Raw genomic sequence first — 25,577 nt, 5'->3', positions numbered from 1 at the left:
AAGAAAAAGCCGACCCAATTAAGGTCGGCTAACAGAGGATAAACCATTAAACGAGCTTAAGCTTGTTGTTGTTCGGCTTCTGGCTCATGAACTTGTTTCATTAGACGGCTAGTTATGGTTCCTGCCGTCATAGAACCCGAAACGTTCAATGCGGTGCGTGCCATGTCAATCAAAGGTTCTATCGAAATTAACAGGGCTGCAATAGTAACGGGTAATCCCATTGCAGGCAGCACAATCAGCGCGGCAAATGTAGCGCCACCACCAATACCGGCAATACCAAATGAGCTGATTGTGATCATCGCAATTAAGGAGAGCACAAAATGAATATCGAGTGGGTTAATTCCCATCGTTGGCGCAACCATCACAGCAAGCATAGCCGGATAAATTCCCGCACACCCATTTTGACCAATGGTTGCCCCAAACGAGGCCGAAAGGTTGGCGATGGCGGGTGGTACATTCAATTTCGTAATCTGTGCTTCAACATTCAATGGGATCGTGGCCGCAGAGCTACGTGACGTGAATGCGAAAGTTAATACGGGCCAAATTTTTTGGAAGTAGGTTTTAGGGTTAACGCCCACAAAAGAAACCAATATTCCATGCACAACAAACATTAGGCCAATCGCAATGTAAGAGGCGACGATGAAACCGAGCAGATTCAAAATATCGCTTGCGCTGGAGGTAGCAACGACTTTAGCCATCAGTGCGGCAATGCCGTAAGGCGTCAGAGCGATGATCATTTTTACTAAACGCATCACAATCGATTGCAGCGCATCAACAAATTGACGAATCGGCGCTTCAAATTGTTCTTTTTCGATCATCACTTTACGAGCTGCGATACCCATGAGTACACCGAAAATCACGACCGCAATAATGGATGATGAGCGTGCTCCCGTTAGGTCTGCAAACGGGTTGGTTGGAATAAAGCTCAACAGCATCTGTGGGATCGTTAAATCAGCCACTGTCGCGGCACGAGACTCTAATTGAGTCATACGAGCGACTTCTCGGCTTCCTTCCGTCAGGCCTGCTGCACTTAAGCCAAAGGCTTGAGTGACTAAAATACCAATCAAAGCGGCAATCGCGGTAGTGATCAATAGAATCGAGATGGTCAGCCCTGAGATTTTGCCCAGTGAACCGCTGTTCTCTAGTTTTACGACAGCAGAAATCATGGAAACAAGGACTAATGGCATAATGACCATTTTTAGTAGCCCCACATAGCCGCTACCGACGATAGCAATCCAAGAGAGGACTTGACTGATGACTGGGCTGTTCTCACCAAAGATAAGCTGTAGAGCCAATCCGAATACACTACCAAGCACAAGGCCCAACAATACAATACGAGAAAGGGAATACGCTTTTTTCTGCTGGCTGAACAGGAACAGCAAAATGCCGGCAAATACCGCAAGCATAGCGATAGCTGTAACTGACATAATAAACATCCTTAAAATGGGATAAGAGTAAAGAATGGAAAACGAAGGCAGGATACCGCTTCAAGATTTATATGAAAAAGAAAAAAACAGTATGATTTAGAACAAATGGTTATCTAACTAAACGATTTGTTTATCTATGCGACATTCTGCTGGTGGATTATTCGATTTATTGATATTTCTTCAACATTTGATGAATGTCTTGTGAGTGTAAAATGGAGACACGTTGATCGGAATAGTCAAACAATTGATACAACATAGCTTGAGCAACGCTATCCGCGTCGATTGGAATTAGGTTTTTGAGCCGACCCCATAAGAAAAAACGTCCGATAGCCATGACGCGTTGTAGCCAAATTTCGTTCAGCCTTAGTGTTTTTCGCTGACCTTTCAGAGGCCCTGGGCGTACAAAGGTGACATGTTCAAACCCTTGCCGACGGATCGCTTCTTCCATTCGACCTTTACAACGCAGATAGTGTGAGCGAGATGTGGGATTGGCGCCATAACTGGACACGACGGCTAGTCGGATCACACCGAGCATCTTCATGGTTTTAGCGACTTGGCAGACTAAATCAAAATCGATTTTTTCTAATGCTTGTTTTGAACCGGCTTGTTTGAGGGTAGTACCTAAAGCGATCACCCCATAAGTTGGGCGAGGTTGGCTATCGTCCCACTGTGTAATGTTCAGTTGCGCGTCAATCCATTCGGTTAATTTGGGGTGAGGAAAGCCAGAAGCTCGTCGAGTGAGTGAATAGACGCTCTGGATCGATGGTTGGGCCAGTAAGTGTTGCATAACGCAGGAACCCACCAAACCGGAAGCTCCAGCCACGATAACGATGGGGTTGTGAATTGATGAAGGCATCTTCTTTTCCAAGCCACTGAACCGATGAAAGTAAGAGCATAGCATGAATGCAAGTCCACGCGTATTTGTTCAATGAAGATTGTGATGGACAAAGCGTGGCATCATTAGAGGATAACGAGTAGACTGCTCTCACGGGTTTTTATCAGCCAATGGATTAGCAATGTCTTACCTTTTCAAACAGTTAGATCTTTCATTTCATCATCAGATCACTCAGCGTATTGATCAAAAAACCAAGCCCTTAGGGGCATTGGGTGAGCTGGAATCCCTTGCGTATCAGTTAGCGTTAATTCAGAGCCAAGGACAAACCCAAGTGGCAGAATCCATCACGTTAAATTGTCCGAGCGTGGTTGTTTTTGCTGGTGACCATGGAATTGCGGATGAAGGGGTCAGTATTGCGCCGAGTGTTGTCACTCACCAAATGGTGATGAATTTTCTCTCGGGTGGTGCAGCAATTAACTGTTTTTGTCGAGCGAATGATGTGCAGATAATGGTGGTGGATTGTGGCATTTTGCTACCCATTGAAACCGCTCATTCTCACTTGGTGGTACAGCGCTTAGGCGAAAGAACCCACAATTTTGTTCAACAAGCCGCAATGACGCGTCAACAAGTTGAGCAAGGGCTAGAATATGGTCAGCAGTTAGTGATGAAGGTGATTCATTCTGGCTCCAACTTGGTTATGTTTGGCGAAATGGGCATTGCCAATACCAGCAGTGCAGCGGCACTGCTGGCCGCGTTATCAGGCCTTCCGAGTGAAACCTGTGTAGGGATGGGAACGGGAATATCACCGGAGCAGTTTCAGAAAAAACAAATGCTTATTCATCAAGCCGTGTTACGTTGCCAAGAAACAATTTGCGATCCTAAATCCGATCCTAAATCCGATCCTAAGCAAGTGTTAGCCGAACTGGGGGGATTTGAGATTGTGCAAATGGTCGGTGGCTTTTTGGCTGCTGCTCAGCACAATACCCCAGTGATTGTCGACGGGTTTATTGCAACGGTGGCCGCGTATGTCGCTACCTTACTTAACCCTGATTGCCGAGATTACATGATTTTTGCTCATCGCTCTCATGAGTCTGGACATCAAGCGGTGCTACAACTGCTTGAGGCGAAACCCTTGCTGGATTTAGGGTTGCGATTAGGGGAAGGAACGGGGGCGGTATTGGCGGTGCCACTTATTCGCGCCGCTGCAGAGTTTTACAATACGATGGCTAGCTTTGAACAAGCCGGAGTGACCGTGTAATGTTGTCCCGTGTGCAATATCAGTGGCAGCTCTTTTTATTAGCGCTCAGCTTCTTTTCCCGTTTGCCTGTGCCGAAATCTTTGCCTTACAGTGCTGATCGAATGAATCAAGCGGGGCGATATTTTGCTTTGGTGGGGCTATTACTCGGCAGCCTATGTGCTTTGAGTTTTACAGTATTAAGTTGGCTATTGCCAAGCCATATTAGCCTGTTCTTAACCATGATATTGAGCTTATTATTGACGGGCGCTTTTCATGAAGATGGGTTAACTGATATGACGGATGGCATTGGTGGTGGAATGACCATTGAGCGCCGGCTACTCATCATGAAAGATAGCCGCATTGGGACTTATGGTGCGACAGCATTAATCATGGCATTGTTGGGGAAATATTTGTTTCTCTCTTCCTTGGACTCTTGGATGTCGTTAGTGCCTGTTTGGTTACTGGGTTACACCTTAAGCCGAGCCGTTGCGGCGAGTTTTATTTATGATCTACCTTATGTCAGTGATCCTGATAGTAGTAAAAGTAAACCGCTTGCTCGTCAGCAAAGTCGACATGAATTAGCTATTTTATTGATTACTGGAGTGCTTCCTCTATTCTGGTTTAGCGTGGAAGTGATGGTTGGGTTACTTTTGCTTACTGGGCTGTTCCGAGTGAGCTTTAAGGCTTGGTTAATCAATCGGTTGGGTGGATTTACTGGCGATTGCTTAGGCGCGGCGCAGCAGATTATGGAGTTGGCGATTTATCTATTGTTGATCGCTTATTGGCAGCAAGGTATTCAAGTGTTAGGAAGTGTACCGTGGCTATTCAATTGATCTTAGGTGGAGCAAGAAGTGGCAAATCCCATTATGCAGAGCAGCAAGCTCAGTTGTGGCTTGCAGAGTATCCATCCTCTCAACTTCATTATGTGGCAACGGCAACCGCCTGTGATTTGGAGATGCAAGCACGTATCGCGCATCATCAGCAGCAACGTGGTCAAGGTTGGCTAGAACATGAAGAACCTCTCGCTTTGGCGCAATTATTCACCCAGTTTAGTGAGCATGATATTGTGCTGGTTGATTGCCTGACCTTATGGCTTAACAATGTGATTTATAATGATGGGCAGGTACTCAACAAGAAACAGATAGAGCAGCAGTTAGATCAATTACTGGCGGTGCTCAAGTGCAGTAAAGCACGAATTGTACTCGTCTCTAATGAAGTGGGAATGGGCATTGTACCACTAGGGGAAGTCTCACGTTTATTTGTGGACTACGCCGGTTGGATGAATCAAGCCATGGCGAAAGTTGCTCAGCGAGTGGTTTTTATTTGTGCAGGATTGCCTCTCATATTGAAGGATAATAACGGATGATTTCTCTCTACCTGCTTCGCCACGGAAAAACGATAGGGCCCGCTGCTTTGAATGGGCGAACGGACGTCGCTGTAGCGGATAAAACGCAGCAAGTTATTGCAGAGCAACTCAACGCCTTCTCATTCTCGACGGTCGTGACTTCGCCGCTGCGCCGCTGCGCTGATTTATCGGTGCGGCTGAAAGCGTTGCGGCCAGAGTTGGAGGTGATCGTTGAGCCAGCATTTCAAGAGCTTGACTTTGGAGAGTTTGATGGACAAACCTTTGATGAATTATCTCTTCAATGGCCTCGATTAGAGGCGTTTTGGCAAGATCCAGTCAATCATCCTTTGCCCGGAGCAGAGCCGCTATTCGAGGCCTATCAGCGAGTGAGTAACGCTTGGCACCGTTGGTTGCATCAGTGTGATAAAGATTGTTTGATGATCTTGCATGGTGGAACCATTCGCCTATTGTTGGCTGATATTTTACAGCTCGATTGGCAAAATCCACTTTGGTATTCCTCGCTCTCGATTGCCAATCAATCAATGACTCAGTTAACGATTTACCCGACGGAGCCTCCGCAGGTAATGGTTAACAATATTGGTGTTCCATTACCATTGAGCATTCATAATGGCTAAAAGGTAGTTATAGAGTATTAGTGGAAGTTAATGGTAGAATTCGCGCTGTTGAACCGACCGTGTTTATTGTTCATAAATCCATGAATAAAGAGCGTTTGTCTTGATAAGTGCGATCCTCCCAACATAATTTGGCTGAACAATTCTTTACCATACCGCTGTGCAATAAAGGAGTAGCGCATGACGAAGTCACTATTTCGCCAATCTTTTCTTTTCGACAGTCTTGATCTTGAGCAGCCAGTGCTATGTGGTGAGGTCACCACAGATTTAGGAGTAACCGTTAAGCTACATGAACGTGGTTTGGTTGAAGTTGTGCCCGCACAGAGCAATACACAAACAAAACACATTATTATTTCCTGTGGGATCCATGGCGATGAAACGGCTCCGATGGAACTGGTGGATAAGTTGCTAGAAGATATTCTAAGCGGTTTTCAAACGGTTAAAGAACGTTGTTTATTTATTTTTGCTCACCCAGAAGCGATGCAAAAACATACCCGCTTTATTGAAGATAACCTTAACCGCCTGTTCGATGATAAGCCGCATTCTCATACGCAAGAATACGTTATCGCTAAACACTTAAAGAAAACCGTGACGGATTTCTATGCGGGAACGGCTCCAACGCTACGCTGGCATTTAGACTTACACTGCGCGATTCGTCAATCTAAACACTATTCTTTTGCCGTCAGTCCTAAAACTCGCCACCCAGTGCGTAGCCGAGCATTGATGCAATTTATTGAACAAGCACATATTGATGCAGTGATGCTTGCTAATGCCCCATCGAGTACGTTTAGTTGGTTCAGTGCAGAGCATTTTGCTGCGCAAGCCATGACTATCGAGTTGGGACAAACGGCTCGGTTGGGGGAGAACGATCTTTCTCGGCTGGTTGCTTTTGATCTTGCCCTGCGAGACCTTGTTTCAAGGGAAACGCCTGAACATTTACCAAAAAATCCCGTTATTTATCGAGTGAGTCGAACCATTGTGCGTATGCATGATGATTTTGATTTTCGTTTTGGCGAAGACGTTGAGAATTTTACGGCCTTTATGCATGGGGAAGTGTTTGGACACGATGGAGATAAGCCGTTAATGGCGAAGAATGAAGGGGAAGCCGTTGTCTTTCCTAATCGCCATGTTGCCATTGGTCAGCGGGCCGCCTTGATGGTGTGTAAAGTAGATACTCGCTATGAAGAGGATCAATTAGTTTACGACTAAGTAAATCTCTTGAGCTTGACCGGTGATGACGGTAAGGTTAACCCATTCTCATCAAAGCCTTTGATCTTCCAATGCAATTTAGTCAGCTCATCCAACAGAAACAGCGTCGCTGGCATCATGCTTTATGGCTGATGCTTTGCGCCTTATTACTCAGTAGTGCTGTTTATACCATTGTGGGTGAGGTTTGGATTTGGCCATGGGCTTCCCATTCCCCTTTAGAGCAACAGATCGTTTTTGAATTAAGATTGCCGCGTCTATTGGCTGTTATCTTGATAGGTAGTGCATTAGCGCTATCCGGAGCGACTTTACAAGTCTTACTGGGTAATGTGTTAGCAGAACCGGGTATTTTGGGCATTTCTGGCGGCGCCAGTGTCGCCATGGTTGTGGTACTTTTCTTTTTCCCTATCTTGGCAACGCCACCAATATTTATGATTGCCGCCGTCACGGGTTGCTTGTTGTTTACTTTATTACTCGTTCTATTTGCAAAAACCATGCGTTTAAGTACGACCCGTCTATTACTGGTTGGTGTCGCGCTTGGTATTTTGTCTAGTGCTGTGGTGACTTGGGCCTTTTATTTTAGTAACAACTTAAATTTAAGGCAGTTAATGTATTGGCTTATGGGCAGCGTCAGCGGTGTTAGTTGGTATCAGCACAGTTTATCGCTTTTCGCATTACCAGTGATGGTGTGGCTAATGTTTCAAGGGGCTAAGCTAGATAAGCTGATGTTAGGAGAGGGGCATGCCAAGCAGCTAGGTGTTGATGTCTTAAATTTACGCTGGAAGCTGATTCTTGCTGTGGCTATTTTAGTGGGAGTGAGTGTAGCGCTTGGTGGGGTGATAGGTTTTGTTGGCCTAGTGGTTCCGCATTTTTTACGGTTACTTTTAGGCAGTGAAAATCGAATGCTGCTTCCCCTTGCAGCGATTGGTGGAGCTTTATTACTGGTTTTTTCTGATATTGTGGCTCGTCTGATCTTAGAGGGAGCCGAATTGCCACTCGGCGTTGTCACTACCACGTTAGGCGCACCGATTTTTATCTGGATGCTGATAAAAAACCATGATTCAAATTAATAGTTTACAGGTTGGGACACGCTTACTTCCTCTCTCTTTTCAATGCAAAAAAGGCGAAATTTTGCATGTGGTTGGCCCTAACGGCAGTGGAAAAAGTACGTTATTGGCTGCCGTGGCTGGAGTGCTTGAAAGCCAAGGGGAGGTCATGCTTAACCACACCGCTATCTCGCAGCTTTCTCTCTCAGAGCTGACACAACGACGAGCTTATCTGTCACAAAGTGATAGACCCGCTTTTAATTTAGATGTGTTTCAATACCTCGCTCTATCTCTTCCCCAAGGTAAACATTATCAAGACCCAGCGGTGGCGGTTGCGCTGAATGACATCTGTAGCTTGCTCAATTTAAGTGACAAACTTCATCGCACCATCCATTCTTTATCTGGTGGAGAATGGCAGCGTGTACGCCTTGCGGGTAGTTGTTTACAGATTTGGCCAACGCTTAATCCTGATGGTCAGTTGTTGATTCTCGATGAACCGGCAGCTCCGCTCGATATTGCTCAGGAACAATTACTCTATGCTCTGATTCAGCAGATAGCGAATCAAGGTATTACAGTGATGATGGCTAACCACGATTTAAACCGTTCTCTTCATCATGCCGATCAAGTGTTATTGCTTGATAAAGGTATCATGCATACCTTTGGTCCCGCTCTCCATGTTTTGACCGAAGATAATCTTGCGGACGTTTTTCAAACTTCAGTGAAGCGGGTAGACTGGCATGGTCGTCTCTACCTTCTGTTTGACTGATTTTGGTGCATTAAGCCCGTTTGTTGGGCAGTTTGATGAATTGTTTGAAAATAAATATGTAGTATTTAATTAAAAATCAATGAGTTATTTATTTTCAAATATATTGGCACAGCAATCGCATTACTTCTATTGATACATTCTCGTTCTTGTTAGGCTTTTATAGTCTCATTTGCCACCTTGCTCTTGAGGTGGCTTTTTTTTATCCCATGTTCTTTAGTTTCCATTCTCCTCTCTTTTTTCTTCTTAATACACATCTTGCAACATTTTGTTGGTTAATTGTGAATTATGACGATTGATCATTTTTTGAATCGTGTTCATAATTTATCTCACATTCACAACCGTAATCATTATGACGACTTCTGAGAGAAAGCGCCGAGAGCGACAAGAGAGAGAGCATCTCTTTTTACAAGCTGCGAGTGAAATGATAGAGCGGCACGGGTTTTTAAATTTGCATATGGCAAAGCTAGCAAAGCAATGCCAATATGCAACAGGCACCTTATATCAACACTTTAGTTCAAGAGAAGACTTGCTGGCGGGTATTGTCGGAGAGCAGGCGGCTTGGCGAATGGAAGTTTTTGAAAAGATAGCCTCAATACCCATTAACGGAAGAGATAAAATGCTCACGATTGTCATTGCTGATCGGTTATTGCAGCAGCATAACCCTCAGCATGCTAAGTTAGAGCAGTATGTGTTTACCGAAGCGGTCTGGGAGAATGTATCACAGCATCAGAAGCAGAAAATTTTTGACTGCTGTAAACCCATTGGGGATCTTGTGAGCCAAATAACTCAAGAGGCGTTAATCCGTGGTGATTTACCCAATCATGGTTATTCCCCAATGGATCTTTCGCTTGCGCCTTGGGCTCAGTGTCAGGGATATCATGCTTTAGTGAATGCTCATGGGCTTTTAGAAGCGTTCGCTGTTGTTCCTGATCCCATGCTGCTTTATCGAAATATTACTATGCTATTGAATGGGATGGAGTGGCAACCATTGTTGCCAGTGGAAGATAAGATAATTTTAAACAAAGTGACTGAGTTAAAAGCGGAGTTAGAGAAGATCACCGCTTTTCGTTAGTTTTTATTTTTCTCTTTTAGGATCAACCAGCAAGGAGTTTTCATGTTAAAACGCATGATCCTGATGTTAATCGTCAGTACGCTGATTTTTGGAGGTATTTTTGCCTACAAAGCCATCGGCAACCATTTTATGAATCAATTTTTCGATAATATGCCGATTCCTCCGGTGACTGTGACGGCAAGTGAAGTGACCACTGATCAATGGCAACCGTTTGTCAGTGCGATTGGTAGTTTTGCTGCGATTCATAGTACCGACCTCACCACCGAAGCCAGTGGGATTATTAATGGTATCTATTTTGAAAATGGTACCCGTATCCAAAAAGGTACATTACTGGTTACATTAGATGATACGGTCGATAAAGCAGAGCTCAAACGCCTACAAGCGGTGGAAGATCTGGCTAAGCTAGAACTGACTCGCTATCAACGTCTATATCGAGAAAAGAATGTATCGGAGTCTGAGCTACGCCTACGTGAAAGTGAAGCAAAGCAAGCCGCCGCAGCGGTAGAAAGTCAGAAAGCTCGTATTGCCCAAAAAACAATTCGTGCTCCTTTTGATGGGGTAGCAGGCATTCGACAAGTCAGCTTAGGCCAACTGCTATCGCCGGGAACGACGGTGGTATCATTGCAATCTTTTGCGCCAATTTACCTCAACTTTACTTTACCAGAACAGCAATTACCGAATGTTCAGTTAGGAGAGGAAATTCAAGTTAGGGTGGATTCTGTGCCTAACCACACATTTGTCGGACCGATTACAGCAATCGCACCTTCGATACGGGAAGCGAGCCGAAGTATTGAAGTTCAAGCCACGTTAGAGAATCAGGATTTAGCCTTACGTCCTGGAATGTTTGCCAGAGTACAACTGAATACAGGGGAACCTAAGACAGTGAGCTTAGTGCCACAAACGGCTATTCAATTTAACCCTTATGGTAATTCGGTTTTTGTCATTGAACAGCAAGATGATCGTTTGCAGGTTCAGCAACGCTTTGTGCAAACAGGTGAGCGTCGTGGTGATCTCATTGTGATCGAAAAAGGGTTGGAAGTGGGTGAGCGTGTTGTGACCTCGGGTTTGCTTAAATTACGTAACGGATCACAGATTATCATTAGCGATAATGATCAAGTTCAGCCAAGTTCGGATATTGCTCCGTTACCCAATAATCAGTAGGAGTTTTCATGCGTTTTACTGATAAGTTTATTCAAAAACCGATTCTCTCTTCGGTGGTGAGTTTGTTCATTATCTTACTGGGCTTGCGAGCCATTATGGATATGAATGTTCGTCAATTCCCCGAGATAAAGAATGCGGTGATCAATGTCAGCACAACGTACGTTGGCGCTGATGCGGATTTGATTCAGGGGTTTATTACCACCCCGTTAGAGCGAGAAATTGCCGCTGCCGAGGGGATAGACTACCTTGTCTCCACTTCTGTTGCGGGCAATAGTACGATTGAAGCGTATTTGCGGCTGGATTATGATCCAAATGAAGCCTTGACGCAGATTGCCGCGCAGGTCAATAAGGTTCGCTCTGAGTTGCCTGAAAATGCACGTGAACCCGTGGTGACCTTACAAGTGGGTGAGAGTGTGGCCGCAATGTATTTGGCTTTCTACTCGGAGGTACTGGGAGATAACCAGATCACCGATTACTTAGTCCGTGTGGTCGAACCGCAATTATCGACATTGCCCGGGGTTCAGCGGGCTGAAATTCTAGGGGCTCGCACCTTTGCGATGCGTATTTGGCTCGATTCCGTCAAAATGGCAGCCTATGGTATTACTGGTAGTGATGTTGCGGCAGCGCTAAACAATAATAATGTGTTGGCAGCCTTGGGCAGAACGAAAGGTCAAATGGTTGCCATAGACTTAACTGCCGCGACCGATCTGCGAGATGTTGATGGGTTCAAACAGTTAGTCATTGGCAGTGATGGCCGTAGCGTTATCCGTTTGGAAGATGTGGCGGATGTTGAGCTTGGTGCTGAAAGTTATGAAAGTTCGGTTAGTTTCAATGGATTAGCGGCTACGTTTATTGGGGTAGAAGTTTCTCCTGACGCGAATGCTCTCGATGTTATCGAATTGGTTCGTCAAGTGTGGGATCGAGATATTATTCCTCAGCTTCCACAAGGTTTGTCTGCCTATATTGCTTATGACTCTACCGAATACATTGAGAATGCGATTGATGAAGTCGTGATCTCTATCGTTTTGGCTCTGGCGATTGTGGTACTGGTCATTTATGCCTTTCTTGGCTCTATTCGTTCCGTCATTATTCCTGCGGTGGCGATTCCGGTTTCTTTAGTTGGAACCTTTTTCTTAATGTGGCTGTTGGGTTTTTCTATCAACCTACTAACGCTGCTTGCTATGGTATTGGCCATCGGAGTGGTGGTGGATGATGCCATTATTATGTTGGAAAACATTCACCGGCATATTGAAGAGGGGAAGAGTCGTACTGAAGCCGCTATTCAAGGCGCTCGTGAACTTGCTTGGCCAATCATTACTATGTCAACGACTTTGGTCGCCGTATTCTTACCGATTGGGTTCGTGGGAGGGCTAACAGGTGTTCTATTTGTGGAGTTTGCCTTTACATTAGCCGCTTCAGTTATTCTTTCTGGTGTGGTTGCTTTAACGCTTTCACCTGTGATGTGTGCCTATATTCTAAAACCTCATAATAGTGGCAAACAAAAAGAGAAATCTTTGGAGCAGTGGCTGGATAAACAGTTTGATCGCCTTCATCACGCTTACCAAAGAACGTTACATAGCTTATTAGATAGTAAAAGCGTGGTATTGACGTTTGGAGCGATTGTTCTTGTCTCTTGCTATTTCTTGTTTGTGACTAGCCCATCGGAGTTAGAACCTGCCGAAGACCAAGGATTCGTTTTCTCTATTCTTGAAAGTGACAGTTACCATACATTAGATGCTTTAAGTCAGGCTACGGGTGAGCTGAACCGTTTAGTCGATGATGTCGAAGAAGTGGAGAATGTCTTTATTATTAATGGGATGGGTGGAACTAACTCTGCTATCGCAGGGATTGTACTCGCACCATGGGAGCGAAGAGATAGGGATACTCAGGCTGTGTTGGAAAATAATATTCAACCTTTCCTCGCGCAGCAGCCTGCATTGAATAGCTTTGCTTTAGTTCCACCTTCGCTACCTTCTCCGGGGGGCGGTACACCCGTTGAATTTATTATTGGTTCAACTCAACCTTTTGAAGCATTACAAGAAGTGGTGCAGGAGATCTTGGGACGAGCGATGGCCAGTGGACGGTTTATTTTTGTCGACAGTGATTTAAAAATTAATCGTCCGCGTCAAACGGTAGAGGTTGATCGTGAGAAAGCGGCATTAATGGGTGTTTCCATGCAGCAAATTGCGGCAGATTTAGGGAGCTTATTATCAGGTGCTGATACTGGACGCTTTTCACTCGATAACCGCTCTTACCGAGTGATCCCTCAAGTTGAGCGTAAAGAGCGTTTAAACCCAGATCAACTGACTAACTATTACACCAGAAATAACCAAGGTGAACTGGTGCCACTTTCTGCACTCGTTACCTTAACTGAATCGGTGCAACCTCAAGCTTTACGTGGTTTCCAGCAGTTGAATGCAGTAAAAATTTCCGGTGTTCCTCGCCCTGGCGTTCCTTTAGGTGAGGCGTTAGGGATTTTAGATACGATTGCAGCAGAGACATTGCCTGCTGGGTTTAGTGTCGACTATGCAGGGCAGTCTCGTCAGTATAAAAGTGAAGGGCAGCAGTTAGTGGTGACCTTCTTCTTTGCTCTGATTGTGATTTTCTTGATTCTTGCTGCGCAGTTTGAGTCATTCAAAAATGCCATTATTATCATGGTCACCGTGCCGATGAGTGTGTGTGGGGCTTTGATCTTTACCAGTTTAGGGTTCACTAGTATCAATATCTATACGCAAGTTGGATTGTTAACCTTGGTCGGGTTGATTGCTAAGCACGGTATCTTAATCGTTGAGTTTGCTAACCAACTACAAATGGAAGGCAGAAGTAAACGAGATGCCGTTGAACAAGCAACGGCTATTCGCTTGCGACCCATTTTAATGACCACGGCAGCAACGGTACTCGCTATGATTCCGCTTCTTATTGCAACCGGTGCTGGTGCAGGCTCTCGATATGCAATGGGGCTGGTGATTGCCAGTGGTATGACAATCGGTACTTTATTTACTTTATTTGTCGTTCCTGCAATGTATTTATTATTGGCAAAAGAGATGAATCAACACGGCGAGAGTTTAGCCGTACAAGACTAACGACTCGCTTGAGTCAATACGATGGCCGCCTCCTCTTGATGCGGCCATTTTTATAGGCGGTTCTTTATTCCCTAAATAGACGAGAGCGTCATAAAATGGCAGCATAAGGTTCATTGCTTCGTCATTTTTAGCGGTTATGGTTTTGGCGATATTTATAGTCGTCATACATTAAATTTATAACCATAAAGTAAAGGAAGCCGCTCATGTACAAATGTGAAGAACAAGCATCGCAATTTAGTGAAATGATCGAGGCGCGTCTATCGAGACGTCATTTTTTAGCCGGTAGTGCGGCAACGAGCGCTGGTGCTTTTTTGGCGATGAATCCGGTGGCGAGTGCCGTCGCCGCCTCCTCATCTTCATCGCTCCTTAAGTTTGAAGCGATTCCCGCGTCTACTGAAGACCGTGTCATTGTACCTAAAGGCTATATGGCGACCCCTTTGATTTCCTGGGGGGACCCTATTTTTGCTCATGCGCCAGAGTTTGATGCTAGTGGCAAGCAGGCCTCTCAGGCGCAAGCTCAGCAATTTGGTGATAATACCGATGGAATGAGCTTTTTCCCTATCAGTGATGAACGTGCGGTGTTAGCGGTCAATAATGAATACACCAATTATGAATATTTGTTTGCTCATCAAGGAAAATCGATGACGGCTGATGATGTGCGCAAAGCACAAGCCGCAGTTGGGGTGACGTTATTTGAGATTGTTAAAAATAAAGGGCAGTGGGCGGTGGATCGCCAAGGTACTCGAAACCGACGAATTACGGCTTATACATCGATGTTAATGACGGGCCCTGCCGCTGGACATTCGTTATTAAAAACGGCTGCCGATGCTTCTGGAACCAACGTGTTGGGCACGTTTAATAACTGTGCTAATGGTCAGACACCATGGGGAACCTATCTCACTTGTGAAGAAAATTTTAATGATTTCTTTGGCAGTGATAAAAAAGCAGAACTGAATGCAGACCAAAAACGTTATGGCCTTTCTGCTTCTTCCGGCCGCTATCAATGGCATAAACATGATGAACGTTTTGATATCAACCAACACCCCAACGAGGCAAATCGTTTTGGATGGGTCGTTGAAATTGATCCACATAATCCACAATCAACGCCACTGAAACGAACGGCACTGGGGCGTTTTAAACATGAGAATGCAGCATTAACGATCAATAAAGATGGGCATGTGGTTGTGTATTTAGGGGATGATGAGCGAGGGGAGCATCTCTATAAGTTCGTCTCTAAAGATCGTTATCAGCCGGGCAATGATGCCACCAACCGCCAACTTCTTGAGCAAGGCACCTTGTATGTGGCTCAATTTGAAATGGAAGAGGATGCACTTAAAGGTATCGGGCGTTGGATTGAACTGACTTGGGGAAAAAATGGGTTAACTCCCGAAAATGGTTTTAACGATCAAGCGGAAGTATTGATTTTTGCTCGGCGCGCAGCAACACAGGTTGGTGCTACAACCATGGATAGACCGGAATGGGTGGCCATTCATCCAGATGATAAACACGTATTTTGTACATTAACTAATAATCGAAATCGAGGCACAGAAGGCCAGCCGGTCGGAGGGCCTAACCCACGAGCAAAAAACCATTATGGTCAGATTGTTCGCTGGATGCCAGCACATGGCGATCATCGTGGCGAATACTTTGCTTGGGATCTCTATCTGTTAGCGGGTAACCCAACGGTTCATAAAGGTACTTTGTATGCGGGAAGCGAAAACATATCCGCTGAAAACATGTTTAATAGCCCAGATGGCATTGGTTTTGATCAAGCGGGAAGGTTATGGATTCAAACCGATGGCAACTACTCCAATCAAGGAGATTTTGCTGGGCAAGGGAACAACCAGATGCTGTGTGGTGACCCAATTACGGGTGAGATAAAACGTTTCTTAACTGGCCCCGTTGCCTGTGAAATCACAGGATTAGCCTTTTCTCCGGATCACAAAACGATGTTTGTGGGTGTTCAACACCCGGGGGAAGAGGGGGCTCCTTCTCACTTTCCGGCTGGTGCGAATAGCAAACCACGGTCAACGATTATGATGATCACCCGTGAAGACGGCGGTGTTATCGCTGCCTAACTTAGCCCGTCTTGAGGTTTATATCCCAAGCAGTAATCTACCGTCTTGGGATATTTTTTTAGCGAAAACCCGAGGATATATCCGCGGATTATTGTATGAGTGAGACTAAATCAGCAGGGCGGTAGTAAACGGATTTCAGTACTTTACCTTGGCGAATGGTTTTCCCTTCCATTACCACATCTTCAGCACATTTGGCGATAATATAATCGCCTTTTGGAACTCCTATCAGCTTAATGCCTTGTTTGGCATAGAATTCGACCGTGTCAGCAAATTCTTGTTCACTACGGCACACCTTGCTCATGTTTGAACGGTGTACTTCATCCCAACATGGAAGAAAATCGATACTACGATTAGTGGCGACATTAAGAAGTAAATCAATAAGATAACTGATGGCAATATTATCATTCACCTGCTTATGACCAAGGTGAACGAGGCGTCCCATCAAAACGTATACACTGTCTACAATCGCATCGGCTTGTTCGACTTTATCACCAGCTTCAGCCAGTTCAGTCAGCTCTTCAATCGCTAAAGAAGTATGTAACGTATCTGCCTGTGCATCTAAGCTGGCGGGGTCGGCCACAGGAAGATCAAAGGTACTGCGAAACTCACTAATGTCGTGATAAAGGTGGTGATAAATCTCTTGAGTCAGCTTAGATAAGTGCATGTTCTAATCCATATCGTAAAATAAAAAAATACTCGAACAAGCTTGCCGTTATGGATGAGGAGGATAAGCAAGCATTGTTATGGTTACATTTAGAAAGCAGCCATGGAAGAAGAAAGCTGAGAGACGTCATTCCTAATCGGCATGTGTACTGTGAATGAGAATGACGACATAAAGGTTCAGAAGTTCTGCCGATGGCATTTTGAGCTATAGGTAGAGTTTAGCCAGTTCCGCTGGCTCCATTTCTTTACCTTCAAGGTTAGCATTCCAGTTGGTACCCACTAAAACACCATCTTCAGCTAAGGTGATCAGCCAGTCTTCAACAAAAATATCGAGTGGAATTTCTAACACTTCGAAATCGGCCCACTCTTCTACATTATGCAGTTGGGCATCTTCTTTGCTGGACCAGAAAGGCATTACTTCGCTGTCTTCAAATTCTGTTGATTCACAAGAGAGCCACCCTTCTTCGTTACGTAGTCCCCAAACTAATTGGTTTTCTTTCGACTCGTTGATAAAAAGGTCTAGGTTAGCTTGCACATCTGCCGTTAATTTGCTCATTTTATTCTCTCACTAAGAATGACGCGGGTAGGGTAGCATTTTCAGGGGGTAAATCCCATTAAGATTTATGACGCTATCTACGGTTTGCCCCTGAGATTTTAGCGAAATAAAAAGGGGAATAGTGCTTTGCGTTGCTCATCGGTGAGCTGACAAACCCGCTTAATGTTGATGTCCGGAATCAACTCCGGGTTTGGATAATGCTTGAGCACTTTTTCCATACTTTCTTCGCGGATAAGGTGAAAAATAGGATAAGGCGAACGGTTGGTGAGGTTCTCATCATCGTCAGGTTGTGTACCAGCAAAACAGTAGTCTGGGTGAAAGGTGGCTACTTGGAAAATACCTTCCCAATCTTGTTGGCGGATCAGAGCTTCAACCCAATCAATGTAAAAGTTGTAGTCAGTAAAATCGGCCAGTAAGTGAGGAACAACGACCAACGTCGTTTCTAACTCTTCGGGTTCTTTGGTATCGAGCTCAAGGAGTTGATCCAAAATATCTTGCAAAAGAGCCTCTTCGCTTTGCGCTTGGCTGACGTGAATTTTGATTTGCTTATTGCGTTGTGCTTTGGCTGCGAAAGGGCAAAGGTTTAGCCCAATCACGACATCGTTCAGCCATTGATTAACTTTTTGAGTGATGGTTTGTTGGTTGGTCGTTGAGTTCATTGGGGCTGCGTTTATTATTTGTCTAGAGTGTGATTCTAGCATGTTAATGGACGGATTTATAAGTTGAAGAAGACGGTGTTTCTTGTGAGCGGATATGCTGATGGCTGAGCGTCCAACATAAGCTAAAGAGTACACCATAGATAATTGAGCCGCCAAGCGTCACCATTTTCCAGCCACCATGCTGCCAGCAATAGAGCAGATAGAACCCACCTAAACTGCCACCCACATAGTAGTGAACGAGATACAGTGCTGTTGCCGTCGCTTTTGCCTGTGTTGCCTTCTGGCTTACCCACGCGTAGGCCAGTGTATGAGTGAAGAAAGCCCCAAAGCTTATCAAGCTTAACCCTAGTAACATAAATAGAATAGATTCAACGTTAGCCACCCACATTCCAAGCATGCTGAATATGCCTCCCACCGCCATGCCGAGCACGGGATCAAACCGCTGTGTCCAATGACTGGTTAGTTTAGAGCTGAGCGTTCCCGCTAAGTAACAGAGGAAAATGAAAGAGGCTAAACCAATAGGAAGAGAGTACGGTTTTGCAACTAAGCGAAACCCCATGACTGAATAAAGGTTCACAAATAGCGCGAAATTGGTGGCCCCAATGAGCATGGCTAGCCAAAGGGTTCGATTGGTTAAATGCCGAATCATGGCTTTGTTATGATGAAAAAATCTCCCTCTTTGAGGTGTAAAATGCTGCTGTTTTGGGAGGAGGATGAAAACAAGCACCGCGCCACATAAAGTAAATAGCGCCATAGCGATAACGGCCGATTGCCAGCCTAATGCATCGGTAAGCAGCCCTCCTGCAATTCGTCCACTGATTCCACCAAGAGAGTTTGCCGCAATATAACCACCAATGGCTTTGTTAAACGCTTGGGGGGAGAGTTCTTCTACCATATAAGCCACCGCAACTGAAGCAAATGCCGCTAATGCAATCCCCATTAGTGCTCGGGTTAAGACCAGAACCCATAAGTGAGCGCTGATCAGCATCAGTAGCCCAATCAATGGCATAGCAAATAACCCCAATAGCATGACTTGGCGGCGACCGATAGATTCAGAACTGATTGCCCAAGGCACTAAGCTGACCGAGAGGGCAAGGGTTGATGCGGCGAATAACCAGTTAATGTGCGTTTCGGACACCACGAAATGTTGTGCTAGATAGGGCAGCATCGGCTGAAAAAGGTATAAATTACAGAAAACCAGAAAGGAGCCAAACGCTAAAGCGAAGGTGACTTGGCGATATTGTGGGCTGTGTAATTCAATCATAGAGATTCACCCAAGTTGAGCGTAGCGGTTGATGTGATCAAAGTAACAGCCTTCTTCTAATTAATGAAATATATTAAAAATATGGTTGTGATATATATGGCTTATACTGGATGGAAACGCGTCATTTAAAACATTTTTTGGCTGTCGCAGAGTGGCAAAATTTTACTCATGCAGCACAGCAACTGCATATTGCACAACCAGCACTTAGCATTTCCATTAAGAAGTTTGAGCAACAGCTAGGTGTAACGCTTTTTAAGCGAGATGATCGCAAAGTCACCTTGACCCATGAAGGTCAAGTATTACTAGAACATGCCAAGCGAATTTATCAGCAAATAGAAGATGCACAATTAGCAATAGATGAATTAAAAGGTTTGGTCAAAGGGGAAGTTCGTCTCGGTGCTCCGAGTATGATGGGAAGCTATTTTTTCCCTCAAATTGTGATGGCGTTTAAAAGCCATTTTCCACAACTGAAGATGACGGTGATTGATGCGGGAACTCAATCGATTCGAAAAATGTTATTGTCTGGTGAGTTGGATATTGGGGTGATTTTAAATCAGGATGTGCCGGATGATTTAGAGGTTGATCCGTTACTTTCTTCCCAAATGGTCGCGGTGGTGGGCCCTAAGCATGAGTTGGCAGAACAGAGTGTGATTGATTTTCAGCAATTTTTTTCGCATGAATTAGTGATGTTTAAACCGGGATATTTCCATCGTGAATTTATTGATCATGTCTGTAAAAAATATCAGCATACAGCGAATATTTCTTTTGAAACCAATCTATTACCTATGATTCTCAGCATTGTTAAGCATGAATATGCGATTACCGCCTTGCTTGAATTAGTGACAGATAATGAACCTGAAGTCAGGGCGATTCCTTTTCATCCTCCGGTGTGGCTCGATCTTGCGCTGGCATGGCGTAAAGATGCTTACCTTTCTAATGCTGACAGAACGTTTATCGAGTTTGTGAAACAGTATGTTTAACTTAGCCTTTGCTGTGGTAGATACGTTCAAAGTTACTGGCGTTCCACCCTATCATCAACCGATCGGCAATTTTCAGCACCGGAACACTGCGAGCCCCTAAAGCATCCAGTTCTTTTCGGCCTCGCTCCATTTTTGCGTTACATAAGCGGTATTTTATTCCCTTCGCATCTAAGTATTGTTGGGCATTTTTGCAGTGGGGGCATTTATCTTTTACGTAAAGAACAACACGTTTCATAGTCAAACTCGATGATAGAAAAGAGCAAAGTTTAGCGTTTGAACCCTAGGGATGCAATCTGCGGTGAATCGTTTTTCGCTTTCCGCTAGACTAAGCGCTTTATTCAACTTAGCCAAACGCATCAATCCAAAAGGGCGTGGGCATGAGGTGGGGTTATGCAGTCTCTATTGAAATATATTCAAGGGTATCCTGAATCTATTATTAAACAGGTTGAGCAACTAATTGCGAAAGACCAGTTAGTTACGTGGTTTGAGCAGCGCTATCCCCAACGGCATGATATTCAAAGTGAAAAAGCGTTGTTTGCTTATACCATGTCGATTAAAAACCACTATATGAAGAAAACACCCCCGATCAGTAAAGTCGTGTATGACGGAAAAATTCATCTCATTAATAATGCGTTAGGTCTACACAGCTATGTTTCCCGTGTGCATGGAAGTAAAATTAAGACAAAAAATGAGATTCGAATTGCCACTGTTTTTAAAGAGGCTCCGGAACCCTTACTACGAATGTTGGTTGTCCATGAACTGGCTCATCTACGTGAAAAAGATCATAACAAGGCTTTTTATCAATTGTGCTGCCACATGGAACCGAATTATCACCAGTTAGAATTGGATGCTCGTTTGTACATGATGGTCCTTGAGTTGAAATAGTTATCACTTCACTCCAGTAATTGCAGATTTTAACGGTGTTTTCATATATACTAGCGCTAAATTACAACAAGGCTTGATATGCAACTTTAATCTTATTTTGTTGGTGTGAAGTTGGCATAACAGCCATGTTATCTTTCTATGCGATTGGGTCATGTGGCAGTTTCTAATCTAAAGGTCAAGAGGCTTTAGCCGATACAGTTATTAGAGGAGATGCATAGTCAACATGAGATAAGGGGGGGATATGGACTTTGATTTTTATCTACCATGCCAGCCTGAGTGGCTTTGTAAGCCTTTTATGTCTGTGTTTAGTTTATTAGTGTTGGTTGGATTAGTTCTGTTTATTCGGATTGCCTACCGAGAGTATATGAGAATCCAACGTTCCAAAAACATTAAACGTCGCCGTCGTACTCATTACCGTGATCGTAAAGGCGGTAAAGATGGCCGGCCCACCAATATCAAAAAATAACCTCAAGAGAAATTGTCTAATAACGACTGATATTTTTTCTCTAAGGCACGATTGCCTGCACGTTGTTCTAATTCCATTAAGAGCTGCAATGAAGCTCTTTGATATCCATATTGCTGATGCAGTTTCATTAAATGAATACGTGCTTGTGTGAGCTCATTATCATCCATTTGCAGCTTGGCAAGTTGAAGAAGTGAGTTAACTCGAGTGGGATCATGATCCAGTACCCGTTTAAAATAATCTTTAGCTTTTGTGTGATCATTTGCTTTTAAAGCACAAAATGCAGCATTTTCGTAGCTAGCGGGGATCAAGTAATAATAAGGCTGCTTTACTGCACGCATAAAAAATTGGTCGGCCTTTGCGTACTCTCCTTGTTTACATAAAAAAGTCCCATAATTATTAAGTACATTTCCATTCCGTGGATTATCACGTAGAGCGTTTTGATAGAATTCGTTTGCTGCTTTATGTTCACCCACCGTTTCTAGGTAATGGGCCATGGACAGTTGAGCTCGATAGTAGCGCGGCGCATGTTGTATAGCGATTTGTAAATTCTGACGGGCTTTTACTCTATTTCCATTTTCTAAGTAACCCAGCCCAAGCTCAATTCGTGACTCTGCTATCTCTATAGGGTTGCTTATCGATTCCGCTTGCTCATTTTCAGTGATGGTAATGCAGCCTGTTAAGCCTAATGATAGACCCAGTGCCAACACATATTTCATTATGTTCCTCCCGAACGGTACTCAAGCCGAATCTTGGTATAGGCAGCATGATAGATAAATCAGGCCAGCCGAGAATGATGGGGGAAAAACAATGCGAGTGAGTTGGCAATCTTAGTGTATCCAAAGGGGATATTGCCCCTTTGGATACGAGAGACAGGGCTAATCGTCTTTAGTGAATCTATCTTCACTAAAGTGTTCAAGATCATAAGGGGTTTGCTGGTAAACGCAGTAGTTGAGCCAGTTAGAGAACAGCAAATGCCCATGGCTACGCCAACTTGCTCTTGGTTTATTATCTGGATTATCGTTAGGATAATAATTAACAGGAATGGGAGGTTGTTGCCCTTCGGCTAAATCTCGAATGTATTCTTGATGAAGTGTGTGAGCATCGTATTCTGGGTGCCCTGTCACAAAGACATGGCGCTTATCTTTGGTTGAGGCGAGGTAGACACCCGCAACTTCAGAGGTTGCAAGAAGATCTAAATTAGTATGTTGCGCTAAGTAGTCTGCCTCAAAATCCGCATAGCGAGAATGTGGAGCAAGAAATGTATCATCAAACCCACGTAGTAGTGGATGAAACGGTTGATGGATATCGTGATGATAAACACCAGACAGTTTTTCATCCCGTGTCTGTTTTGGCAGGTTATAAAGCAATTTCAGGGCAGCTTGAGCGGCCCAACAGACATAGAGGGTAGAGGTGACATGATCTTTTGCCCACGTCATGATGTGTTGTAAATGCTCCCAATAAGCAACATCTTTAAACTGTACAAGCCCCAAAGGAGCCCCTGTAATGATCAATCCATCAAAGTTACGGTGCTGAACCATATCAAATTGGCGATAGAAGGCATTGAGGTGCTCCTCGGGCGTATTTTTACTTGGGCGATCATCAATACGAAGCAGTTCAATATCCACTTGGAGTGGAGAGTTAGACAATAGGCGCAAAAATTGTGTTTCCGTCTCGATCTTCTTGGGCATAAGATTCAAGAGCAGGACTTTTAATGGTCGAATTTCTTGTGTTGAAGCGCGAGACTCAGCCATGATAAAGATATTCTCTTTACGCAATACATCGGTGGCTGGTAATTGATCGGGAATCTTAATTGGCACAGCTTTCTCCCTAAGCTTTATACTTGGACGTCTATACTTCTAGACTTATAGCCTAACTGTTTAAGAAAGTCGACAACAAAATATCTTCATCGTTTAAATTAGTCTCGGTGGGCGAGTGCTCCTTTGCCTGTTCGTTTAAACTGCCACCAAGCTAACAATCCCCATCCCAAGCTTTGAAGCCAGAGTAGTGTCCATTGAGGCGTAATTTGTTGCCATTCTGCTCCCATTTGGTTAAGAGCGAGAAAACCTTGAATGCCGGGAGTGCTTGGAAATAGGTTGGCAAACCAAGCGATGGGGGTAGGAAGTGCTTCAAGTGGCCAGATAAAACCAGCAGAAAACGCAAGGGGTAAAGAACTTAGCAGCACAAGCATTGTAACCAATTCTCGCCTTGGGGTTAACGCCCCAAGCCAAATGCCCACAAAACAGGCACTGAGTAAAAAAGGCAGCAGTAACAAAAGAAGATCAATTGGGTTGGCTAATGTATTGATCCCCAAGCGGCTAAAGCTAGCGCCAAAGTAATACATACTTAACAAATAGTAACAAGCCGTAAAGATAAAGCTTCGAATTAAAATTAAACGCAGAGGAGAGACTCGGCTCCAGTAACCATTTCCTTGCTTTTGTGTTCCCACCATCAAGCCAGAAGCCATTGCCAGTGTTTGTTGTAAGATAAGAACAAATACGGCTGGGACAACATAGTCTATATAGCCCATGCGTGGATTAAAGGTGGGCTTTTGGTTAGACTGTAGCGAAGAAGAGTGCTCAAGAGCAATATTCAGTGGTTCTCCTTCTACAATTAAGCGAGAGATTTTTGCTTTGGCGGCCAGAGTCCCTCCCGCTTGAGCCAATCCTTCTACAATTGTGCCATAAACCAGAAAATAAGCGGCGTAACCAGCATAAGCGAGTGTCGGACTTTTCCCGAGTAGCAAATCTTTGTAGAAGTGTTCAGGAATGACTAAAATTCCGCTGACTTTACCTTGAAGAAAGGCTTGTTTAGCTTCTTCAATCGAGTGATCACGTTGAACTACCTGAACTTGTGGTGTCGCATCCACCATACGTTCTAATTGATAACTGGTTTGGCTTTTATCCAGGTTCACAACGGTAATGGGTAACTCTCGTGGAGTTTGCTGGCTATACGGTAGCGGATAAAGAAAAGAGTAGAAGACCACCCCACCGACCATGGTAAGCATGACTACAGGGTTTGTCAGTAAAGCTTTCAGCTCAGTTTTAAATAATTCAAACAAGGTCATGATTCCCCCTTGATTGTACTTCTTTAGTTTGATGTTTACGGATCAAGGCAAGGGTGAGTAATAGCGGAATACTGTAGCCCATCATGGGAATTAAGTGCTGCAAAGATTCACTGGCGTACAGCCCATAGTTAACCTGGGTCAGTTGCACTTCGATATAGTGGCTAATTGGCAGTAGACTGCGCCAGATCAACGCGAGATTATTCATATCTGAGGCCGGAAAGGTAACGCCCATAAAGGCAAAACTGGGAGCGGTAAAGGCCCCAGCAAAACTCATTGCTCGAGCCGGATCTAGGGTAAGAAAATAGAATAGGGCACCCATAATGATACATGCCACTACAGTGATAATTTGAGCAAAAATGATCACGAATAGACTGCCATGCATAGGCCATTGCATGAGTCGATAAAAACAGACAAGAAAAATGACCCCTTGGAGTAGGAAAATAACCGAATATGGAGTAAGGGTTGAGGCTAAATGTCGAAGTGGTCGTTCACCAAGCCAATGGGTTAATCCATATTCTCGATAATTTGCACTTAAAATCATAATGGTCGTCACCACGATTAAAATTTGCCAAACTGCAGGTACCGCGGCGGAAACTAAAAACTGAGTGTAGTGATTATTTTTATTAAATAGCGGTGTCATCTGAGTTCGAACGGGAACCGCTTGCCCCATGGCACTGAGTGACGTTTGATTTCCATGAGCTAAAGTCTTTATCCCTTCTAGCTGGGCATTCAGTGTCCCTTGTGCTTGCAAAATTGCGGAATTAATCAAACGGCCAACCAAAATGTACTGGCTGTTATAAAAAGTGGTCACTTTGGGCTTCTCTCCCCGATATATCTCCTTATCGAATTGAGAGGGAATAATCACGTAGGCATAAATCTGACTAGTCACTAAATCTTTTTTTGCTTCTTCAATACTTTGGTATTGACGAGTGACAGAAAGAGTCGAGGTTGCCTCTAAATCACGGGTTAATTGCCGAGAGAGTTGACTGTGTGATAGGTCAACAACTCCGATGGGTAAATTTTGTAATACACCTTGAGAGAAAATCCACCATAACAAGGCTCCGAGTAGGATAGGAACCCAAGTTAAGCAAGATAATAACCAGTGGTCATGGCGTAATAGTTGCCATTGTGATGGTAAGGAATTACGCATAG

General features: G+C 44.3%; 25 protein-coding genes. 14 read left to right on the top strand and 11 right to left on the bottom strand.

The genetic code is table 11. The annotated features are described in order from the left end of the window. Window positions 1-56: 56 nt before the first annotated feature. A complete protein-coding gene (locus B5D54_RS01730; RefSeq protein WP_078924769.1) occupies window positions 57-1,427 on the bottom strand; it encodes an L-cystine transporter in 1,371 nt (456 codons plus the stop codon). Between the two features lie 166 nt (window positions 1,428-1,593). Beyond that, on the bottom strand, window positions 1,594-2,283 hold the full coding sequence (locus B5D54_RS01725) for an NAD(P)H-binding protein (RefSeq protein WP_078924768.1): 690 nt from the start codon (window positions 2,281-2,283) through the stop codon (window positions 1,594-1,596). A 160-nt stretch (window positions 2,284-2,443) separates the two neighbouring features. Between B5D54_RS01725 and cobT the strand changes: the two genes are divergently transcribed. The 11 genes from cobT to B5D54_RS01665 all read left to right on the top strand — a co-directional run bounded on the left by cobT (window position 2,444) and on the right by B5D54_RS01665 (window position 15,888). Beyond that, window positions 2,444-3,520 carry a nicotinate-nucleotide--dimethylbenzimidazole phosphoribosyltransferase gene (cobT, locus tag B5D54_RS01720; RefSeq protein ID WP_078924767.1) on the top strand — a complete coding sequence of 359 codons (1,077 nt, stop codon included), beginning with the start codon at window positions 2,444-2,446 and terminating at the stop codon, window positions 3,518-3,520. After that, entirely contained in the window at window positions 3,520-4,332 is an 813-nt protein-coding gene (locus tag B5D54_RS01715; protein WP_078924766.1) for an adenosylcobinamide-GDP ribazoletransferase, read from the top strand. Before cobT ends, B5D54_RS01715 begins: the two co-directional genes overlap by 1 nt. Then, window positions 4,317-4,865: a bifunctional adenosylcobinamide kinase/adenosylcobinamide-phosphate guanylyltransferase gene (cobU, locus tag B5D54_RS01710; RefSeq protein ID WP_078924765.1), complete on the top strand. Its 549-nt coding sequence runs from the start codon at window positions 4,317-4,319 to the stop codon at window positions 4,863-4,865. Before B5D54_RS01715 ends, cobU begins: the two co-directional genes overlap by 16 nt. After that, on the top strand, window positions 4,862-5,479 hold the full coding sequence (locus tag B5D54_RS01705; protein WP_078924764.1) for a histidine phosphatase family protein: 618 nt from the start codon (window positions 4,862-4,864) through the stop codon (window positions 5,477-5,479). The genes cobU and B5D54_RS01705 overlap by 4 nt, the downstream gene beginning before the upstream one ends. Before the next feature lie 177 nt (window positions 5,480-5,656). Then, window positions 5,657-6,685: a succinylglutamate desuccinylase gene (locus B5D54_RS01700; RefSeq protein ID WP_078924763.1), complete on the top strand. Its 1,029-nt coding sequence runs from the start codon at window positions 5,657-5,659 to the stop codon at window positions 6,683-6,685. 71 nt (window positions 6,686-6,756) lie between these two features. Then, complete coding sequence (gene btuC, locus B5D54_RS01695) at window positions 6,757-7,752, top strand: vitamin B12 ABC transporter permease BtuC (protein WP_078924762.1); 996 nt, start codon at window positions 6,757-6,759, stop codon at window positions 7,750-7,752. After that, window positions 7,739-8,494, top strand: coding sequence for a vitamin B12 ABC transporter ATP-binding protein BtuD (gene btuD / locus B5D54_RS01690; protein ID WP_078924761.1), 756 nt, complete (start codon window positions 7,739-7,741; stop codon window positions 8,492-8,494). The genes btuC and btuD overlap by 14 nt, the downstream gene beginning before the upstream one ends. A 349-nt stretch (window positions 8,495-8,843) precedes the next feature. Then, window positions 8,844-9,566: a TetR/AcrR family transcriptional regulator gene (locus B5D54_RS01685; protein ID WP_078924760.1), complete on the top strand. Its 723-nt coding sequence runs from the start codon at window positions 8,844-8,846 to the stop codon at window positions 9,564-9,566. Between the two features lie 42 nt (window positions 9,567-9,608). Beyond that, window positions 9,609-10,727, top strand: a complete 1,119-nt coding sequence (locus tag B5D54_RS01680) for an efflux RND transporter periplasmic adaptor subunit (protein WP_078924759.1) — start codon at window positions 9,609-9,611, stop codon at window positions 10,725-10,727. A gap of 8 nt (window positions 10,728-10,735) precedes the next feature. Continuing rightward, window positions 10,736-13,810, top strand: coding sequence for an efflux RND transporter permease subunit (locus B5D54_RS01675; protein ID WP_078924758.1), 3,075 nt, complete (start codon window positions 10,736-10,738; stop codon window positions 13,808-13,810). 203 nt (window positions 13,811-14,013) lie between these two features. After that, window positions 14,014-15,888, top strand: a complete 1,875-nt coding sequence (locus B5D54_RS01665; protein ID WP_078924756.1) for a PhoX family protein — start codon at window positions 14,014-14,016, stop codon at window positions 15,886-15,888. 88 nt (window positions 15,889-15,976) lie between these two features. Here the strand turns inward: B5D54_RS01665 and B5D54_RS01660 are convergent, their stop codons facing one another. The 4 genes from B5D54_RS01660 to B5D54_RS01645 all read right to left on the bottom strand — a co-directional run bounded on the left by B5D54_RS01660 (window position 15,977) and on the right by B5D54_RS01645 (window position 19,030). After that, on the bottom strand, window positions 15,977-16,552 hold the full coding sequence (locus B5D54_RS01660; RefSeq protein WP_078924754.1) for a nucleoside triphosphate pyrophosphohydrolase family protein: 576 nt from the start codon (window positions 16,550-16,552) through the stop codon (window positions 15,977-15,979). Between the two features lie 204 nt (window positions 16,553-16,756). Continuing rightward, the gene (locus B5D54_RS01655; RefSeq protein ID WP_078924753.1) at window positions 16,757-17,107 is read right to left on the bottom strand and encodes a DUF2750 domain-containing protein; all 351 of its coding nucleotides are present in this window, start codon (window positions 17,105-17,107) and stop codon (window positions 16,757-16,759) included. 98 nt (window positions 17,108-17,205) lie between these two features. Then, window positions 17,206-17,766: a DUF1415 domain-containing protein gene (locus tag B5D54_RS01650; RefSeq protein ID WP_078924751.1), complete on the bottom strand. Its 561-nt coding sequence runs from the start codon at window positions 17,764-17,766 to the stop codon at window positions 17,206-17,208. A gap of 43 nt (window positions 17,767-17,809) precedes the next feature. Next, window positions 17,810-19,030 (bottom strand): MFS transporter, encoded by a 1,221-nt coding sequence (locus tag B5D54_RS01645; RefSeq protein WP_078924750.1) that lies wholly within the window; start codon window positions 19,028-19,030, stop codon window positions 17,810-17,812. 110 nt (window positions 19,031-19,140) lie between these two features. Here B5D54_RS01645 and B5D54_RS01640 point away from each other — a divergent pair, with 110 nt between their 5' ends. Then, complete coding sequence (locus B5D54_RS01640; RefSeq protein WP_078924749.1) at window positions 19,141-20,010, top strand: LysR family transcriptional regulator; 870 nt, start codon at window positions 19,141-19,143, stop codon at window positions 20,008-20,010. 1 nt (window position 20,011) lies between these two features. Here the strand turns inward: B5D54_RS01640 and B5D54_RS01635 are convergent, their stop codons facing one another. Next, window positions 20,012-20,245: a glutaredoxin family protein gene (locus tag B5D54_RS01635; RefSeq protein WP_078924747.1), complete on the bottom strand. Its 234-nt coding sequence runs from the start codon at window positions 20,243-20,245 to the stop codon at window positions 20,012-20,014. A 155-nt stretch (window positions 20,246-20,400) separates the two neighbouring features. Here B5D54_RS01635 and B5D54_RS01630 point away from each other — a divergent pair, with 155 nt between their 5' ends. Both B5D54_RS01630 and B5D54_RS01625 read left to right on the top strand, forming a co-directional pair. Continuing rightward, complete coding sequence (locus B5D54_RS01630) at window positions 20,401-20,895, top strand: M48 metallopeptidase family protein (protein WP_078924746.1); 495 nt, start codon at window positions 20,401-20,403, stop codon at window positions 20,893-20,895. Between the two features lie 241 nt (window positions 20,896-21,136). Then, complete coding sequence (locus B5D54_RS01625) at window positions 21,137-21,361, top strand: hypothetical protein (protein WP_078924744.1); 225 nt, start codon at window positions 21,137-21,139, stop codon at window positions 21,359-21,361. Between the two features lie 2 nt (window positions 21,362-21,363). On the opposite strand, the gene pilW is transcribed toward B5D54_RS01625, so the two are convergent. The 4 genes from pilW to B5D54_RS01605 all read right to left on the bottom strand — a co-directional run bounded on the left by pilW (window position 21,364) and on the right by B5D54_RS01605 (window position 25,575). Beyond that, complete coding sequence (gene pilW, locus B5D54_RS01620) at window positions 21,364-22,077, bottom strand: type IV pilus biogenesis/stability protein PilW (protein ID WP_078924743.1); 714 nt, start codon at window positions 22,075-22,077, stop codon at window positions 21,364-21,366. 159 nt (window positions 22,078-22,236) lie between these two features. Further along, window positions 22,237-23,178: a homoserine O-acetyltransferase MetA gene (metA, locus tag B5D54_RS01615; protein WP_078924742.1), complete on the bottom strand. Its 942-nt coding sequence runs from the start codon at window positions 23,176-23,178 to the stop codon at window positions 22,237-22,239. A gap of 98 nt (window positions 23,179-23,276) precedes the next feature. After that, window positions 23,277-24,425, bottom strand: a complete 1,149-nt coding sequence (locus B5D54_RS01610) for an ABC transporter permease (protein WP_078924740.1) — start codon at window positions 24,423-24,425, stop codon at window positions 23,277-23,279. After that, the gene (locus tag B5D54_RS01605; RefSeq protein WP_078924739.1) at window positions 24,412-25,575 is read right to left on the bottom strand and encodes an ABC transporter permease; all 1,164 of its coding nucleotides are present in this window, start codon (window positions 25,573-25,575) and stop codon (window positions 24,412-24,414) included. Before B5D54_RS01605 ends, B5D54_RS01610 begins: the two co-directional genes overlap by 14 nt. Window positions 25,576-25,577 lie beyond the last annotated feature (2 nt).

The sequence above is a fragment of the Vibrio cincinnatiensis DSM 19608 genome (genome assembly GCF_900167345.1).
Classification (GTDB): domain Bacteria; phylum Pseudomonadota; class Gammaproteobacteria; order Enterobacterales; family Vibrionaceae; genus Vibrio; species Vibrio cincinnatiensis.
The sequence above is the reverse complement of the archived record's forward strand: the minus strand, read 5'-3'. Positions and strand labels throughout refer to the sequence as shown.

Excerpts from the sequence above, each read along its gene's own strand:
- btuD (WP_078924761.1), top strand. The coding sequence starts at position 7,739 with ATGATTCAAATTAATAGTTTACAGGTTGGGACACGCTTACTTCCTCTC.
- B5D54_RS01700 (WP_078924763.1), top strand. The coding sequence starts at position 5,657 with ATGACGAAGTCACTATTTCGCCAATCTTTTCTTTTCGACAGTCTTGAT.
- B5D54_RS01630 (WP_078924746.1), top strand. The coding sequence starts at position 20,401 with ATGCAGTCTCTATTGAAATATATTCAAGGGTATCCTGAATCTATTATT.
- B5D54_RS01655 (WP_078924753.1), bottom strand. The coding sequence starts at position 17,107 with ATGAGCAAATTAACGGCAGATGTGCAAGCTAACCTAGACCTTTTTATC.
- B5D54_RS01610 (WP_078924740.1), bottom strand. The coding sequence starts at position 24,425 with ATGACCTTGTTTGAATTATTTAAAACTGAGCTGAAAGCTTTACTGACA.
- B5D54_RS01665 (WP_078924756.1), top strand. The coding sequence starts at position 14,014 with ATGTACAAATGTGAAGAACAAGCATCGCAATTTAGTGAAATGATCGAG.
- B5D54_RS01675 (WP_078924758.1), top strand. The coding sequence starts at position 10,736 with ATGCGTTTTACTGATAAGTTTATTCAAAAACCGATTCTCTCTTCGGTG.
- B5D54_RS01650 (WP_078924751.1), bottom strand. The coding sequence starts at position 17,766 with ATGAACTCAACGACCAACCAACAAACCATCACTCAAAAAGTTAATCAA.
- B5D54_RS01680 (WP_078924759.1), top strand. The coding sequence starts at position 9,609 with ATGTTAAAACGCATGATCCTGATGTTAATCGTCAGTACGCTGATTTTT.
- cobT (WP_078924767.1), top strand. The coding sequence starts at position 2,444 with ATGTCTTACCTTTTCAAACAGTTAGATCTTTCATTTCATCATCAGATC.
- pilW (WP_078924743.1), bottom strand. The coding sequence starts at position 22,077 with ATGAAATATGTGTTGGCACTGGGTCTATCATTAGGCTTAACAGGCTGC.
- B5D54_RS01640 (WP_078924749.1), top strand. The coding sequence starts at position 19,141 with ATGGAAACGCGTCATTTAAAACATTTTTTGGCTGTCGCAGAGTGGCAA.
- B5D54_RS01685 (WP_078924760.1), top strand. The coding sequence starts at position 8,844 with ATGACGACTTCTGAGAGAAAGCGCCGAGAGCGACAAGAGAGAGAGCAT.
- B5D54_RS01705 (WP_078924764.1), top strand. The coding sequence starts at position 4,862 with ATGATTTCTCTCTACCTGCTTCGCCACGGAAAAACGATAGGGCCCGCT.
- B5D54_RS01715 (WP_078924766.1), top strand. The coding sequence starts at position 3,520 with ATGTTGTCCCGTGTGCAATATCAGTGGCAGCTCTTTTTATTAGCGCTC.
- B5D54_RS01645 (WP_078924750.1), bottom strand. The coding sequence starts at position 19,030 with ATGATTGAATTACACAGCCCACAATATCGCCAAGTCACCTTCGCTTTA.
- B5D54_RS01625 (WP_078924744.1), top strand. The coding sequence starts at position 21,137 with ATGGACTTTGATTTTTATCTACCATGCCAGCCTGAGTGGCTTTGTAAG.
- B5D54_RS01605 (WP_078924739.1), bottom strand. The coding sequence starts at position 25,575 with ATGCGTAATTCCTTACCATCACAATGGCAACTATTACGCCATGACCAC.
- B5D54_RS01725 (WP_078924768.1), bottom strand. The coding sequence starts at position 2,283 with ATGCCTTCATCAATTCACAACCCCATCGTTATCGTGGCTGGAGCTTCC.
- B5D54_RS01730 (WP_078924769.1), bottom strand. The coding sequence starts at position 1,427 with ATGTCAGTTACAGCTATCGCTATGCTTGCGGTATTTGCCGGCATTTTG.
- B5D54_RS01660 (WP_078924754.1), bottom strand. The coding sequence starts at position 16,552 with ATGCACTTATCTAAGCTGACTCAAGAGATTTATCACCACCTTTATCAC.
- B5D54_RS01635 (WP_078924747.1), bottom strand. The coding sequence starts at position 20,245 with ATGAAACGTGTTGTTCTTTACGTAAAAGATAAATGCCCCCACTGCAAA.
- btuC (WP_078924762.1), top strand. The coding sequence starts at position 6,757 with ATGCAATTTAGTCAGCTCATCCAACAGAAACAGCGTCGCTGGCATCAT.